Origin of the sequence: Pseudomonas chaetocerotis (genome assembly GCF_015712105.2) — a bacterium.
GTDB lineage: Bacteria > Pseudomonadota > Gammaproteobacteria > Pseudomonadales > Pseudomonadaceae > Aquipseudomonas > Aquipseudomonas chaetocerotis.
In genome coordinates, this window is sequence record NZ_JACFYX020000020.1 from 1 (window position 1) to 13157 (window position 13157).

The 13157-nt window shown below is 61.7% G+C and carries 16 protein-coding genes; 3 read left to right on the forward strand and 13 right to left on the reverse strand.

Translation table 11 applies throughout. From position 1 onward, the window contains the following. Positions 1-160 precede the first annotated feature (160 nt). The 8 genes from H3221_RS24650 to H3221_RS24685 all read right to left on the reverse strand — a co-directional run bounded on the left by H3221_RS24650 (position 161) and on the right by H3221_RS24685 (position 6768). Positions 161-955 (reverse strand): ABC transporter permease, encoded by a 795-nt coding sequence (locus H3221_RS24650; RefSeq protein WP_003465028.1) that lies wholly within the window; start codon positions 953-955, stop codon positions 161-163. Further along, a complete protein-coding gene (locus tag H3221_RS24655; RefSeq protein WP_003465031.1) occupies positions 956-1885 on the reverse strand; it encodes an ABC transporter permease in 930 nt (309 codons plus the stop codon). A gap of 325 nt (positions 1886-2210) precedes the next feature. After that, positions 2211-3263, reverse strand: a complete 1053-nt coding sequence (locus H3221_RS24660) for an ABC transporter substrate-binding protein (RefSeq protein ID WP_134587819.1) — start codon at positions 3261-3263, stop codon at positions 2211-2213. Positions 3264-3543: 280 nt separating this feature from the next. After that, entirely contained in the window at positions 3544-3768 is a 225-nt protein-coding gene (locus H3221_RS24665) for a DUF2798 domain-containing protein (protein ID WP_003465037.1), read from the reverse strand. Positions 3769-3822: 54 nt separating this feature from the next. Beyond that, on the reverse strand, positions 3823-4524 hold the full coding sequence (locus H3221_RS24670; RefSeq protein WP_003465039.1) for a cysteine hydrolase family protein: 702 nt from the start codon (positions 4522-4524) through the stop codon (positions 3823-3825). A gap of 90 nt (positions 4525-4614) precedes the next feature. Next, positions 4615-5205: a TetR/AcrR family transcriptional regulator gene (locus H3221_RS24675; RefSeq protein WP_003465041.1), complete on the reverse strand. Its 591-nt coding sequence runs from the start codon at positions 5203-5205 to the stop codon at positions 4615-4617. 81 nt (positions 5206-5286) lie between these two features. Then, entirely contained in the window at positions 5287-5964 is a 678-nt protein-coding gene (locus H3221_RS24680) for a GntR family transcriptional regulator (RefSeq protein ID WP_016487046.1), read from the reverse strand. Between the two features lie 69 nt (positions 5965-6033). After that, positions 6034-6768: an SDR family NAD(P)-dependent oxidoreductase gene (locus H3221_RS24685; protein ID WP_016487047.1), complete on the reverse strand. Its 735-nt coding sequence runs from the start codon at positions 6766-6768 to the stop codon at positions 6034-6036. Positions 6769-6996: 228 nt separating this feature from the next. On the opposite strand from H3221_RS24685, the gene H3221_RS24690 reads away from it, so the two are divergent. The 3 genes from H3221_RS24690 to H3221_RS24700 are packed head-to-tail and all read left to right on the forward strand — an operon-like array spanning position 6997 to position 10468. Beyond that, on the forward strand, positions 6997-8028 hold the full coding sequence (locus H3221_RS24690; protein WP_016487048.1) for an ABC transporter substrate-binding protein: 1032 nt from the start codon (positions 6997-6999) through the stop codon (positions 8026-8028). 53 nt (positions 8029-8081) lie between these two features. Next, complete coding sequence (locus H3221_RS24695; protein WP_016487049.1) at positions 8082-9149, forward strand: phosphotransferase; 1068 nt, start codon at positions 8082-8084, stop codon at positions 9147-9149. Then, the gene (locus H3221_RS24700) at positions 9146-10468 is read left to right on the forward strand and encodes an aspartate aminotransferase family protein (protein ID WP_016487050.1); all 1323 of its coding nucleotides are present in this window, start codon (positions 9146-9148) and stop codon (positions 10466-10468) included. The genes H3221_RS24695 and H3221_RS24700 overlap by 4 nt, the downstream gene beginning before the upstream one ends. A 4-nt stretch (positions 10469-10472) precedes the next feature. Here the strand turns inward: H3221_RS24700 and H3221_RS24705 are convergent, their stop codons facing one another. From H3221_RS24705 to H3221_RS24725, 5 genes are read right to left on the reverse strand one after another with little or no spacing between them, the layout of a single operon-like run. Continuing rightward, positions 10473-11225: an ABC transporter ATP-binding protein gene (locus H3221_RS24705; RefSeq protein WP_134587845.1), complete on the reverse strand. Its 753-nt coding sequence runs from the start codon at positions 11223-11225 to the stop codon at positions 10473-10475. Positions 11226-11245: 20 nt separating this feature from the next. Next, positions 11246-11803 carry a recombinase family protein gene (locus tag H3221_RS24710; protein WP_003100847.1) on the reverse strand — a complete coding sequence of 186 codons (558 nt, stop codon included), beginning with the start codon at positions 11801-11803 and terminating at the stop codon, positions 11246-11248. After that, entirely contained in the window at positions 11797-12168 is a 372-nt protein-coding gene (locus H3221_RS24715; protein WP_003100853.1) for a hypothetical protein, read from the reverse strand. Before H3221_RS24715 ends, H3221_RS24710 begins: the two co-directional genes overlap by 7 nt. Continuing rightward, positions 12165-12665 (reverse strand): hypothetical protein, encoded by a 501-nt coding sequence (locus tag H3221_RS24720; RefSeq protein WP_003100856.1) that lies wholly within the window; start codon positions 12663-12665, stop codon positions 12165-12167. The genes H3221_RS24715 and H3221_RS24720 overlap by 4 nt, the downstream gene beginning before the upstream one ends. Then, complete coding sequence (locus H3221_RS24725) at positions 12662-12988, reverse strand: hypothetical protein (RefSeq protein ID WP_003100858.1); 327 nt, start codon at positions 12986-12988, stop codon at positions 12662-12664. The genes H3221_RS24720 and H3221_RS24725 overlap by 4 nt, the downstream gene beginning before the upstream one ends. Positions 12989-13157: the final 169 nt, after the last annotated feature.

Below are 13157 nucleotides of genomic sequence, written 5' to 3' on the forward strand. Positions count from 1 at the left end.
GAGATGGGCCTGGACACGGGTGATAGATGCTGAATTAAGCCGTGTGACGGCAGGCTGTGCTGGGCTGCACGTCGGCATGGGCGTGCGTGGTCAGGACGCAAAAACACACTTGCCCGCAATGGCGGGCAAGTGTGTTTGCAGAGGGGGAGTGCGTTGTTGGTTATTGTTTGTTGCGACCGGCAATCACCACCAGGATCAGCGACGCCAGGATCAGGATCGAACTGATAGCGGCAATGGTCGGATCGATCTCGTCGCGCAGCGCCGTGAACATGCGCTTGGTCAGAGTCTGGTTGTCGCCGCCGGAGATGAACAGCGCCACCACAGTTTCATCCAGCGAGGTGATGAAGGCGAACAGTGTCGCCGAGACCACACTGGGCTTGATCTGCGGCAGGGTCACGGCCATGAAGGCGCGAAAGCGGTTCATGCCCAGGCTGCGCGCCACCATTTCCTGGGACATGTCGAAGTTACGCAGACCGGCCAGCAGCGCGATGATCACGTAGGGCAAGGCGAGCATGATGTGCGCCAGCACCAGGCCGGTCAGCGTGCTGATCAGGCCGACCCGGGCGTAAACGAAGAACACGCCGGCGGCGATCAGGATGATGGGCACCATCATCGGCAGCAGCAGGATGATCTGCAGCGTACGCACCACCTTCAGGCTGGAGTTGTTGATGGCGTAGGCGGCCGCCATACCAATCGGCAGGCTGATGGCCATGGTGAAAAATGCCGTGATCAGACTGACCCGCGCCGCCGACATCCACTCCACGCTGTTGAAGAACGCCTCGTACCAGTGGAAGGACCATTGCTTGGGAGGGAATTGCAGGAAGCGCGCCTCGGAGAACGACATGGGTACCACGATCAGCACCGGGATGATCAGGTACAGCAGGATCGCCGCGACCAGCACCGTGAACAGCACGTGGGACAGGCGAAGGTGACGCAGGTTGGCAAGCAGGTTCATTTAGCGCGCTCCCAGGATGCGTTCGATGGGGATGAAGCGATTGATGCCCCAGAAGATCAGGAACACCACAAACAGCAGCACCAGGCCGACTGCGCTGGCTGCGCCCCAGGCGTGATAGAGCTCGACGTTGCGTTGCACCAGCATCGACACCAGGATCGTGCGGCCACCGCCGAGCAGTTCCGGGGTGATGAAGAAGCCTAGGCAGATGACGAACACCAGGATGGAACCGGCCATGACCCCCGGCGCTGCCATCGGCAGGAAGACCCGGCGGAAGGTGTAGAAGGGTTTGGCGCCAAGGCTCTCGGACGCTTGCATGAGGTCCTGGGGGATTTTTTTCATCACCGAATACAGCGGCAGGACCATAAAGGGCAGCATGACGTGCAGGGTGCCGATTACCGTGCCAGTGGTGTTGTGCATCAGCGTCAGGGGTTGGTCGATGATGCCAAGGTCCATCAGCGTCTGATTGACCAGTCCGCGGCGTTGCAGGAGCACCAGCCAGGCATAGGCCCGCACCAGCACGCTGGTCCAGAACGGCAGGATCACGCAGATCAGAATCAGGTTGGCCCAGAAACCCTGCAGGCGCGAAGCGGCGTAGGCAATGGGGAAGCCCATGACGATCGACAGGATCGTCACCAGGAAACTGATCTTGAAGGTCAGGGCGAAGGTGTCCCAGTAAATGCTTTCCTGGAAAATCCGGATGTAGTTGGCCAGGGAAAACCCTTCCTCGGTCTGGACCGACTGAAAGGCCAGCCAGCACAGCGGCATGATCAACAGCACCACGACCATGACCAGCGCCGGGGTGAGCAGCAACAGCATGGAGGTGTGCTCCTTGCGTTCTTCACGGGCCAGGGCGTCTTCGCTGGTCATGGGCGGCTGGTGCTGCTGGTCGCTGGAGTCGGGCATGGATTTGGCGAGATAGGCGTTGGACATGATGACCTCTCGTCACTGCGCAGTGCTGGAGGGTATCCAGCACTGACGGGTAGCGCTGGCGGTGGCAGTCGTCCTGGCGGACAGCAGGGTGCGGTGCTCGGGTAATGTCATGTGAAGAACTCCCAATGGTGGGCAGGTACTTGAGGCGAGCGCGAGTTGTCTGCACAGGTCACTCTGCGGGACCCTCAGGCCTAATGTACCGGGATGCCAACGAATGAAGTGGACGCAATTGACCGGTGCGCAAGCGCTTTATGTCGAAATCGCGGGGGCAGACGGCATGTCCTGCGCCGAGGCCTCTGGCCTGCGGCGCAGCAACGGCCGATGGCTATTTTTTCTGGACGAAGGACAACCAGCGTTCTTCGGCCTTGACCCCGGCTTCGGAGGCCCACCATTGCGCCGAGAGCAGGGCCTGGCGCGAGATGTTGCCGGGTGCGGAAGGCAGCTTGGCCTCGCGCTCGGCCGGGATTACCCCGGTCTTGAAGGCTTCGGGGTTGAGCGGGCCGTAGTCGATGATCATCGGCAACGCCGCTTGCAGTTTGGCATCGATGGCCTCGTTGACGAATTTCATGGCGGCCACCTTGTGCGGCGAGCCTTTGAGGACGCACAACGAGTTGGTTTCCAGCACACCCTGGTTGTAGTCGAATGCCACGGGTGCGCCGGCGGCCTGTACGGCGGTGATACGGCCGTTCCAGGCCTGGATCATGTCCACTTCGCCGTCGCTGATCAGCTGCGCCGACTGCCCGCCGGACGTCCACCAGGTGGCGATGTCGGGCTTGATCTGCTCAAGCTTGCGGAAGGCGCGATCGACGTCCAGCAGATAGAGCTTGTCCATCGGCACGCCATCGGCCAGCAGCGCGATTTCCAGAGTTGGACGTGGCAGGTTACGTAGGGAGCGCTGGCCCGGGTATTTTTTGGTGTCCCAGAAGTCGGCCCAGGTCTTGGGTACGTCCGCGCCTTTGAACGCGTCCGTGCGATACGCCAGCACCGTGGAGTAGCTGATGTAGCCGACGCTGTATTCGTCCTTGAGGCTGTCGGGTATTTGCGCGGCATTGGGAATCAGCGCAAGGTCGAGCTTCTCGAACAGCCCTTCGGCTTCGCCACGGATGCAGTCGCCAGTGGGCAGGTCCACCACGTCCCAGGTGACCTTGCCGCTCTCGACCTGGGTCTTGATGATCGGGTAGGCCTTGGGCGAGCTGTCCTGTTTGAGCGTCAGACCGAGCTTTTTCGCCGCAGGCTCCAGGATCGCCTTGCTCTGGGCTTCCTGATAAGCACCGCCCTGGGATACGAACGTGATGTCCTCGGCCATGGCCTGGGTGGCGCTACCGATGAACAGGGCCAGACTCGCGAGTTGGAAAGCTGTAGTGCGCAATGTGCTCATGGAAAGACTCCGAATGGTTGGCAGATTTTCTTGGGCGAGCTGTAGGTTTTGTTGTCGGTCGCTCTGCGGGACCATGGAGGTCTAATGTACCGGCTTGTCCGTGAACGAAGCGGCTACAAATGCGCGGATGAAAAGTGGTTTATTGCGAAAATGCGAACGGGCACAGTATTTCGTGCGTCGGGTGCGGGCTTGCGCGCCTGTCGCGAGCAGCCCCGAAGCCCCCGGTAGGAGCGAGCATGCTCGCGATGGCGGTGTGTTGGGTGAGTCATAGCCAAGTCATTCAGCCCACCGTCATCCGCCTCACCACGCGCCGAATCATCGGCGCCGCCAGCACCACCACCGGCAACATCGATACCCACGACAGCGCCCACGCGTTCAACCAGCGGCCGGCAAAGGCCAGGTCGAGCGCATGGGGTGTGGTGGCGATGGCGGCCGCGACCGCGCAGGTCAGGCCGGATTGAACGACGCCGAAAACGAAATGCTCATAACGGGCGGGGATTTTCATCGGGGGTTCTCGAGAAAGAGCGGGGGGGCGCGATGCCCGGCCGCTCGGGCACGATCAAGCCGGTTGCAGTTGCGCGATAGTCTCTTCGGTGGTCCACAGCCCGTGGGCGAGGAAGCGGTAATTGATGATGGCCGCCAGGTAGCCGTCGCCATCCGGCAGGCGCGGGCCGGCGGTGGCGTCGCGTACCACGACTATTTCAAAGCCCTGTTCGAGCAGTTCGCGCAGGTGTGATTCCACGCAAAGGTTGGCCGCCATGCCGGCGAGGATGATCTGCGACACGCCTTTCTTGCGCAATTGCAGCGCCAGGTCGTTGGTTTCCGGGCCGTAGACCTTGTGCGGCGAGGCGATGATGGTCTCGCCGTCGAGAATGTACGGCTTGTAGATCTCGAGGAAATCGGCGCCGGAGCCTTCGAAGTTTTCCAGGGTGTTCGGTCCCTTGCGATCGAACATGCAGATGCTGTGCATGACCTTTTCCAGCGGACCGCCAAAATGCCAGTCGTGGTCGTGCGGGTAGTAATAGTGTGGCGACACGGCCACGGGCAGGTCGTGAGCCTTGAAGGCCTTGAACAGTTTTTCCAGGTTTTCGACGGTGTTGTTCTCGACGATGCTCTCACCGAACACCGCCCAACTGGCGCCGGCAGGGCTGAGGAAGTCGTTCTGTGGGTCGATGACCACCAGGGCGGCTTTGCTCAGGTCGAGCTTGAAACCAGTGGCAGGCAGTGCGGGTTCGGCGGGGTCGGCGTACAGATGGCTCATGACGATTTACCTCTTGGGTGCTTGCGTGGATGAGACGTGAATATTGCTTTATATAAATGACCAGTCGTCTTATTAATGAGGAAAAAAAACTCACTCCAATAGCCGAGGCAAGACCATCGATACGAAACGCTGCAGAGGTGCACCGTCGCGCAGGACCTTGCCGCGCATGACCGCACCTTCCCAGCCTTCGACGATGACACTGGCCAGCGCTTCGGCGTCGTGAGTTTCAGAGAGTTCGCGGCGCTGCTGCGCTTCACGCAGGCAGCTCGCGAGCAAACCTTCCCAGCGCGCCAGCACATCGGCCAGACGCTTGCGGGTTTGTTCGCTGCCATTGGACATTTCCAGGGACAGGTTGCCAATCAGGCAACCCAGGCTGTATTCATGCTCGCCGTGCTCGAGCACCAGGGCCTGGAAGAACTGGCCGATGCGCTCCAGCGGCTTGACCCGGGCGTCGTAGAAGATCGGCCCGTGGCGGGTTTCGATCGAGGTCCAGTATTCCTCGAGGATCTCTGCCGCGAAGTCTTCCTTGCTGGCGAAGTAGTTGTAGAAAGAGCCCTTGGGAATCTCGGCAGCGGCGGTGATGTCCTGGACGCCGCAGCCGTTGAAGCCACGGTTGTGAACCACCTGGCGGCCAATCGACAGCAAACGGGATCTGACTTCGAGGTTGACCGGGCGAGCCATGACAGAGACATCCAGTGATGAGAAAGTTTTAATAAACTAACTGGTCATCTATGTTTCGTCAACAGTAGAATTGACTGCCAATCAGTCCGCCTGCGCCATCTCGATGTACTCGAGCATCTTCTCGTTGCCATCGAGAATGTCACGGCAGATGGCCGCCCGTGCCGCCGCGCCATCGCGGCGCTTGAGTGCGTCGAGCACTTCCCAGTGATGGTCGATGGCCATGCGCTCGTTGAAGTTGCCATAGGCACGGGCGATCAGTGGGCCGGTGCGCATCCACAGGCTATCGAGCAAACCCGCCAGCACCGGCATGCGCGCGATGGTGGTCAGCGCGTAGTGAAATTGCTGATTGCACTTGAGAGCGGCTTGCAAGTCCTGGGCGTTGATCGCGGCGATGTTGTTTTCGATGCAGGCTTGCAGGTCTGCGAGTTCGCTGTCGGTCACCAGCGCGGCGGCCGTCTCCGCAGCCAGGCCTTCAAGCGCCAGGCGGATGCTGCGGATCTCGCCGTATTGCGCGGCGGTGAGGATGGGTACGCGGATGTCACGCGGGGTCTTGAGGATCAGCGCCTGTTCCTTGGCCAGTTGCAGGATCGCGTCGCGCACCGGTGTGACGCTGGTGCCCAGTTGTTCGGCCAGGTCGCGGATGCGCAGGCGGTCATCGGGCTGGAAACGCCCGGTGATCAGTGCCTCGCGCAGCAACTCGTAGATGCCACTGCCCAGGTAAGAGTGATTGAGGGTTTGAATAGGGTAGGGGTTGCTCATTGATCGCTCATCTGCGGCGGATGCCCGGCCCGAATGATGGAAGTTTCCGGCCGGGATTTCCAGATTATTTCAGACGTGCTGACCACCGTTGACATGAATCTCCGAACCGTTGATGTACGACGCGCCTCGGGTGCAGAGGAAATGCACCAGGGATGCGACTTCTTCCGGCTTGCCCAAGCGGTGCATGGGGATCTGCTGATCGACGATCAGTTCGGTCCCGGCAGACAGGATCGACGTCTCGATCTCACCCGGTGCAATCGCATTGACCCGCACACCGTGTGGCCCGAAATCATGGGCCATTTCCCGCGTCAGTGCGGCCAGTGCAGCTTTCGAGCAGGCGTAGGCGACCCCGGCAAACGGGTGCACCCTGGAACCTGCAATCGAGGTGACGTTGATCACCGAGCCTTGCGCCGCCTTGAGCTCATCGAACAGCCCTTGGGCCAGTAACGCCGTGGAAAACAGGTTGACGTTGAACACGCTGAGCCAGGTGGCGTAATCGGATTCCAGCACGCCCAATCGTGCGCCGGCTTCGCCTTTGGGTGAAATGCCGGCGTTGTTCACCAGGGCATCGAGGCGTCCGCCGAGTTTCTCCCGGATCAATGGCAGGCTGCGGCGCACTTCGTCGATGTCTTCCAGGTCCAGGTGGATGTGGTTCAACTCGCCTTCAGCCCAGGGGCAGCCTTCGGTCCAGTTCTGTCGCGAGGCCGTAAACACGCGCCAGCCCGCAGCGTTGAAGTGCTTCACCGTGGCATGGCCGATGCCACGGCTCGCACCGGTGAGGAGGAGGGTTCGTTGCTCGGTCATGCAGGCGCTCCTGAGGAAGGGGTGGAGTGGTGAGACTATACCAGTAAAAATTATGATGCATCATATTCTAAATATGTTACTAATGAGCTGCGCCTCGGAATCATCGCCGTGCGCCGGCCACCAGGTGCAAGACACCCGGCGCTGACCGAAATATTGCTGCCAAAAACAAAAAAACCACCTGCCATCCCTTAGCTGCCGCTCACGCACGTAGCGAATTCGGAGAGACGCATGAACAGCAAAATCGCAACTGTACTGATGCTTGGAATGCTTGCCGGCCCTTTGAGCGCCGCTGAAAAACTGACCGTGGTGTCCTTCGGCGGCAACAACCGCCAGGCCCAGGAAAAAGCCTTCTACAAACCCTTCACCTCGGAAAAGAAAGTGGCGATCACGGCCGATGACTACAACGGCGAAATGGCCAAGATCCGGGTCATGGCCGACACCGGGAAAACCAGCTGGGACGTGGTCGAGGTCGAATCCCCCGAGCTGTTGCGCGGTTGTAGCGAAGGCCTGTTCGAGCCATTGGACTGGTCGCGCATCGGCAAGAAAGAAGATTTCATCCCGGCCGCCGTCAGCGATTGCGGGGTGGGTATCTTCATCTGGTCTACCGTTCTGACATACGACCCGAAAAAACTCGCCAGCGCGCCACAGGGCTGGGCGGATTTCTGGGACGTGAAGAAATACCCCGGCAAGCGCGGCCTGCGCCGTGGCGCCAAGTTCACCCTGGAGTTCGCCCTGTTGGCCGATGGCGTGGCCAAGGAAGATGTCTACACCTTGCTCGGCACCGAGGAGGGCGTGCAGCGGGCCTTCCGCAAACTGGATCAGATCAAGCCCGACATCCAGTGGTGGGAATCCGGCGCGCAGCCGTTGCAATGGCTGGCGGCAGGCGACGTGGTGATGACTTCGGCCTATAACGGGCGTGTCACCTCGGCGCAGGCGGAGGGACAATCGTTTGAAATGCAGTGGAATGGCAGCCTGTACGACCTGGATCACTGGGCCATCGTCAAAGGCTCGCCGAAGAAGGCCCTGGCGGAAAACTTCATCGCGTTTGCCAGTGCACCGGTTCAGCAGAAGCACTTTGTCGAGGCCATTCCTTATGGGCCAAGCAACACCAAAACCGTGGCACTGGTCGATGAGGCGGTGGGCAGCAAACTGCCGACTTCACCGGATAACCTGAAGAACGCCCGGGCCACGGATGCCGAGTTCTGGATCGACCACGGCGAAGACCTGGAAGAGCGTTTCATCGCTTGGGCCAACAAGTAATGCAAGGGGCCTGCGCGAGCAGGCCACATCACCGAAGCGAGGAGTCATGAACAATGCCGCTTGAGAAAGTATCGGCGCAACCCTGTCTGCTGGAGGCGGCCCCTGCCCGTGTCAGTGACGGGCAGGTCCTTGGGGTCCTTGCGCAGCACTACGCGATCAGCGGAAAACTCGAGCAACTGGGCGGCGAGCGCGACCTCAATTTCCGGGTCATGCTCGCGGACGGTACGTCGCGTCTGTTCAAGTTGTCGCATCCATTGGAAAACCCGCAGGTCGTGGACTTCCATAACCAGGCCATGCTCCAGATCGAGCGTAACGATCCGGCGTTGCCGGTGCAGCGTGTCTTTGCATCACTCGGCGGGCGATTCGTGGAGCCGGTCGAAATCGAAGGCCAGCGCATGTTGGTCCGTCTCCTGTCCTTCGTTGACGGCTTGCCGCTGCACCGCGTCGCCCACACATCGGTGAATTTCAGGCAGAACCTGGGCCAAGCGCTCGCCCGGTTCGACCTGGCCCTGGACGGCTTCAGCCATCCCGCTGCCGGGCACGTCCTGCTGTGGGACATGCAACACGCCCAGCGCCTCAGGCCCCGGCTGAAACACATCGAGCCGGGCGTTCGTCGCGACCGGATCGAACACAGCCTGGACCGCTTCGAATCCCAGGTACTGGGCAAGTGCGCCACGCTGCGCCACCAGGTGATCCATAACGACATGAACCCGCACAACATCATCGTCGATCCGGATCAGCCCGATGTGTTGCGCAACATCCTGGATTTTGGCGACATGGTCCACGCGCCGTTGGTCAACGAGGTCGCGGTCGCGGCATCGTACCAATTGGGGGTGGCGGGCGACGTCCTGGCCCCGGCGCTGGACATGATCCGCGCCTATCACCAGGTCAATCCCCTCACCGGCGAAGAATTGCAACTGCTGCCGGTGCTGATCTCCACACGCCTGGCGTTGTCGTTGTGCATCAATTATTGGCGGGCCGACCTGCACCCGGACAATCGCGAGTACATCCTGCGCAACTCATACCGCGCCCAGGATGCCCTGGCGGGATTGTCCGCAATGGCACCCGCCGAGATCCACGACAGAATCCTTGCCGCTTGCACCCAGGAGGTTGGCGCATGAGCATGATCAACGGTTTCACTTCTGAAGATGCCGATCGCCTGTCAGACAAGGAAAAACGCCTTGTCGAACGCCGGGCACGGTTGCTCGGCCCGGCCTATCGACTGTTCTACGAACACCCCTTGCACACGGTGCGCGGCGAGGGCGTGTGGCTGTACGACGAACAAGGCCGGCGGTATCTGGATGCCTACAATAACGTGGCGTCGGTGGGGCATTGTCATCCCCGGGTGGTCGAGGCGATCAGCCGGCAGGCCGGGCAACTCAACACCCACACTCGCTACTTGCAGGAGGGCATGCTCGATTACGCCGAGCAACTGCTGGGCACCTTTCCCGAGTACCTCGAGCGGGTCATGTTTACGTGCACCGGCAGCGAGGCCAACGATCTGGCGTTGCGCATCGCCAAACAGTTTACCGGCGGCACCGGCGTGATCATCACCCGCTTCGCGTATCATGGCGTCACGGGTGATATCGCCGAGCTTTCTCCGTCGCTCGGCCCGAGCATGGTTCTGCCACCCCACGTGCGCACCGTTCGCGCCCCCGATGCTTATCGGCTGGGTGCGGATCAAGTGGCCTCGACCTTCGTGGCTGACGTCCGTGCGGCCATCGATGACCTGCGCAAACACGGCATTCGTCCGGCGGCGATCCTGCTCGACGGCATTTTCGCCAGCGATGGCGTCTTTGCGGGCCCAACCGGCTGCATCGCCGAAGGGATCGCATTGGCCCAGGCCGAAGGCCTGTTGTACATCGCCGATGAAGTCCAGTCCGGCTTCGCCCGCACTGGCCTGAACATGTGGGGTTTCCAGCGGCACGACGTGCGCCCCGACCTCCTGACCCTGGGCAAGCCGATGGGCAACGGCCACCCCATCGCCGGCCTGGTCGGTCGAGCGCAAGTGGTCGATCACTTTGGCCAGAACATGCGCTACTTCAACACCTTTGGCGGCAACCCGGTGTCCTGCGCAGCGGGGCAGGCCGTGCTGGACGTCATCCGTGACGAACAGTTGCAGCAGCGCTCGCACACCCTGGGTGAATGTCTGTTGACGGGGTTGCGGGAGCTGGCCGAGCGTTACCCGATCATCGGCGATGTGCGCGGTGCCGGGATGTTCCTGGGGGTCGAGCTGGTGACCGATCGCGCCACAAAAGCGCCTGCCGCCACGCAGACCCGTCAGGTGGTCAACGCGATGCGCGAGCAGGGCGTATTGATCAGTGCTGCCGGGCCGCTGGAAAACGTGCTGAAGATTCGCCCGCTGCTGGCCTTCGAACAGGAGCATGCGCACTTGCTACTGGAAGCGGTCGGCACGGCGCTGGAAGGGCTGCAGCCGTAGCGGTTCAGACGATATCGTCGATCAGGATATGGTGCTGCCCACGGCTGCAGCGTTCGATGCGCGCCTCGACCTTGTACACCGCGCGCAGCATCTGCTCGTTGATCACTTCATGGCTCGGGCCGCTGCCCTGAGCGGTGCCATCGGCGATGACCAGCACCTGATCGGCGAAGCGCAAGGCCTGGTTCAGGTCATGGATGGCGATGAACACGATGACTTCGCGCTTTCGCGCCAGGTCGCGCATGAAGTTCAGCACCTGGACCTGGCGGTGCATGTCGAGGGCGCTGGTGGGCTCGTCCATCAGCAGGATCTGCGGTTCGCGCACCAGCGTCTGGGCGATTGAGACCAGTTGTTGCTGGCCGCCGCTGAGTTCACCCAGGTTGCGGAATGACAGCGGCGTAATGCCCAGGGCGTCGAGGATCTCATCGACCAGTTTCAGTTCGTCATCGTGGACCACCCAACCCGGTGTCAGTTGCTTGCGCGCCAGCAGCACCGATTCGTACACGGTCAAACGGGCGCTGGCGTTGAGGCCCTGGGGCATGTAGCTGATGCCTTTCATGCCTTTTTCCGCGCCTTGCAGCTTTACCTCGCCGGGCCCGTCGATCAGCCCTGCCATGCGTTTGAACAGGGTCGATTTACCTGCGGCATTGGGCCCGACCACGGCGACCACCTGGCCGCCGACAAACTCGGTGGTGGTCACACCGCTGATGATCGTGCGCTGGCCATAGCTGGCGCCGAGGTCTTGCAGGGGTCGTCTCAGAAAACGGAAAATAAAGCACGCTAAGCGTGCGTGGAGGCTGGCACCCAGCGGTACAGCGTCGGAATGGACACGCCGAGGTTCTTGGCCACGTCCTTGGGCGGCACCCCGCTGGCCAGCAGCTTCTTGGCCGACTCGATCTTGCTGTCGGTCATCTTCGGCTTGCGGCCGCCTTTGCGGCCGAGCTGCTTGGCGACTTCCAGCCCGGCGCGGGTGCGCTCGACGGTCAGCTCGCGCTCCATTTCGGCAAGGCTCGCCATGACGTGGAAGAAGAACCGCCCGGATGGTGTGCCGGTGTCGATGGAGTCGGTGAGGCTCCTGAACTGGACACCGTGCTTGTGCAGATCGCCGACCAGATCGACCAGTTGCTTGACCGACCGGCCCAGCCGGTCGAGCTTCCAGACGACCAAAGTATCGCCTTCGCGCAGCATTTCGAGCGTCTTGGCCAAGCCAGGCCGGTCTGCCCGCGTGCCACTCACCTTGTCCTCGAAGACCTTTTTACATCCGGCCTTGCTCAAGGCTTCGCGTTGCAGCTCCAGGTTCTGATCCTGCGTCGAGACGCGCGCATAGCCAATCAACATGGCTTGTCTCGCGCCCGGTCGATGCGTTCCTGCATCGCCTGCATCACTTCTTCGTGGGTGTACGATCTGGCGTTGGCGTCGGTGGCTTGCCGCAGGGCTTCCTCAACCTCGCGCGTCATCCGCTCGTAATCCTCCGGCCACAGCGCTTGCTCCATGCGCAGCGACGCCTGACCCAGCAGGTGCAGCAGGCTGAACAGCCGCATGTCGTTGGTGGCGACGATGCGCTCCCGAATCTGCTCCTGAATAGCTTCGCTAGCCCGATGCGCTTGTGGTGTGGCAGTCCCCTCGTAGTCAGCGGGGAATTCCGCTTCCTCGGCAATCCTTGCCCAGGCGCTGGCCAGCGCCTCGATGGTTGACGTGCTCATTTCCGCCGCTCCTGTGCTCTTTGGCGAATCAACCGGCCAAGGGGCCTCGACGCGAAAACCAGCAGCATCACGCCTATCGGATACCAGGTCGAGAAGACCACCAAGGCATCGAAGGCTGGCCGTCCGGTGTTGGTAGGCAGTACGGCGGTCACAGCCATCAACCCGCCGACCGTCCAGATGATGCGCCACACGTAGGGCATCACGCGGGGCACGTAGCCGTCATCGAAAGCGGTCTGGTAGTAGCGGCGCAGGCCGCGCTCGGCAAGCGCCTGGCGCTGCCGCTCCGACAGCGCATCCGTCCGGCCATACCAGCGCCGGAATGGTGGACAGCGCAGCAGCAAAGGGGTGAAGAGGATCATCACCGCCACGATCGCGACACCCCACGCCATGACGGCGCCGGCATCGGGCCGCTTGGCGTTCTCGATCACGGGCGCGAAGACGCCCGGAGCACCGATCATCCAGAACAGCGCAATGTGCTGATGGAAGGAGAGCTTCATTTGCTCATCCACTTGCGCAGCAGGCGCTTTTTCAGGGAGGCGCGTTCTTGCGGGTTGCGTCCCTTGTGATTGGCGATGCGATCCGCCGTGGCGGCCTGGCGCTTGACGGGCCAGTAGGAGCGGCCATCCTTGCCCATCGACCAGACGCTGCTGGCCTGGTTTTCCAGCAGGGGCAGATGGGCGCTCAGGGCTTCGGGCGACGCGCTGGTCAGCGCCGTGCGCTCACGGGTGCGCCAGCGCTGATGCCAGAGCTTCTTGTCCTCGCGCTCGCTGCCGCAGGTCGTGTGCCCGACGATGGGTGTTTTGCGGCGGCTGCGGCTCATAACGTAGTGGTCTCCAAGAACATTCAGGACTGATCCCAGGCGTCGATGGTCAAGACCTGATCGGCAGGACAGGCGGCTACGCGGTCGGGAACTGGATGGTGTTCAGTCTCATGCCGACCCCATTCGATTGATCGCGTCGCTTGCGGCACGCTGCGACGCAAGGAGGTTT

Bases quoted from the DNA above. Each gene is read 5' to 3' on its own strand.
- H3221_RS24660 (WP_134587819.1), bottom strand. From the start codon at position 3,263: ATGAGCACATTGCGCACTACAGCTTTCCAACTCGCGAGTCTGGCCCTG.
- H3221_RS24665 (WP_003465037.1), bottom strand. From the start codon at position 3,768: ATGAAAATCCCCGCCCGTTATGAGCATTTCGTTTTCGGCGTCGTTCAA.
- H3221_RS24700 (WP_016487050.1), top strand. From the start codon at position 9,146: ATGAGCATGATCAACGGTTTCACTTCTGAAGATGCCGATCGCCTGTCA.
- H3221_RS24675 (WP_003465041.1), bottom strand. From the start codon at position 5,205: ATGGCTCGCCCGGTCAACCTCGAAGTCAGATCCCGTTTGCTGTCGATT.
- H3221_RS24680 (WP_016487046.1), bottom strand. From the start codon at position 5,964: ATGAGCAACCCCTACCCTATTCAAACCCTCAATCACTCTTACCTGGGC.
- H3221_RS24715 (WP_003100853.1), bottom strand. From the start codon at position 12,168: ATGAGCACGTCAACCATCGAGGCGCTGGCCAGCGCCTGGGCAAGGATT.
- H3221_RS24710 (WP_003100847.1), bottom strand. From the start codon at position 11,803: ATGTTGATTGGCTATGCGCGCGTCTCGACGCAGGATCAGAACCTGGAG.
- H3221_RS24725 (WP_003100858.1), bottom strand. From the start codon at position 12,988: ATGAGCCGCAGCCGCCGCAAAACACCCATCGTCGGGCACACGACCTGC.
- H3221_RS24650 (WP_003465028.1), bottom strand. From the start codon at position 955: ATGAACCTGCTTGCCAACCTGCGTCACCTTCGCCTGTCCCACGTGCTG.
- H3221_RS24655 (WP_003465031.1), bottom strand. From the start codon at position 1,885: ATGTCCAACGCCTATCTCGCCAAATCCATGCCCGACTCCAGCGACCAG.
- H3221_RS24690 (WP_016487048.1), top strand. From the start codon at position 6,997: ATGAACAGCAAAATCGCAACTGTACTGATGCTTGGAATGCTTGCCGGC.
- H3221_RS24695 (WP_016487049.1), top strand. From the start codon at position 8,082: ATGCCGCTTGAGAAAGTATCGGCGCAACCCTGTCTGCTGGAGGCGGCC.
- H3221_RS24685 (WP_016487047.1), bottom strand. From the start codon at position 6,768: ATGACCGAGCAACGAACCCTCCTCCTCACCGGTGCGAGCCGTGGCATC.
- H3221_RS24720 (WP_003100856.1), bottom strand. From the start codon at position 12,665: ATGAAGCTCTCCTTCCATCAGCACATTGCGCTGTTCTGGATGATCGGT.
- H3221_RS24670 (WP_003465039.1), bottom strand. From the start codon at position 4,524: ATGAGCCATCTGTACGCCGACCCCGCCGAACCCGCACTGCCTGCCACT.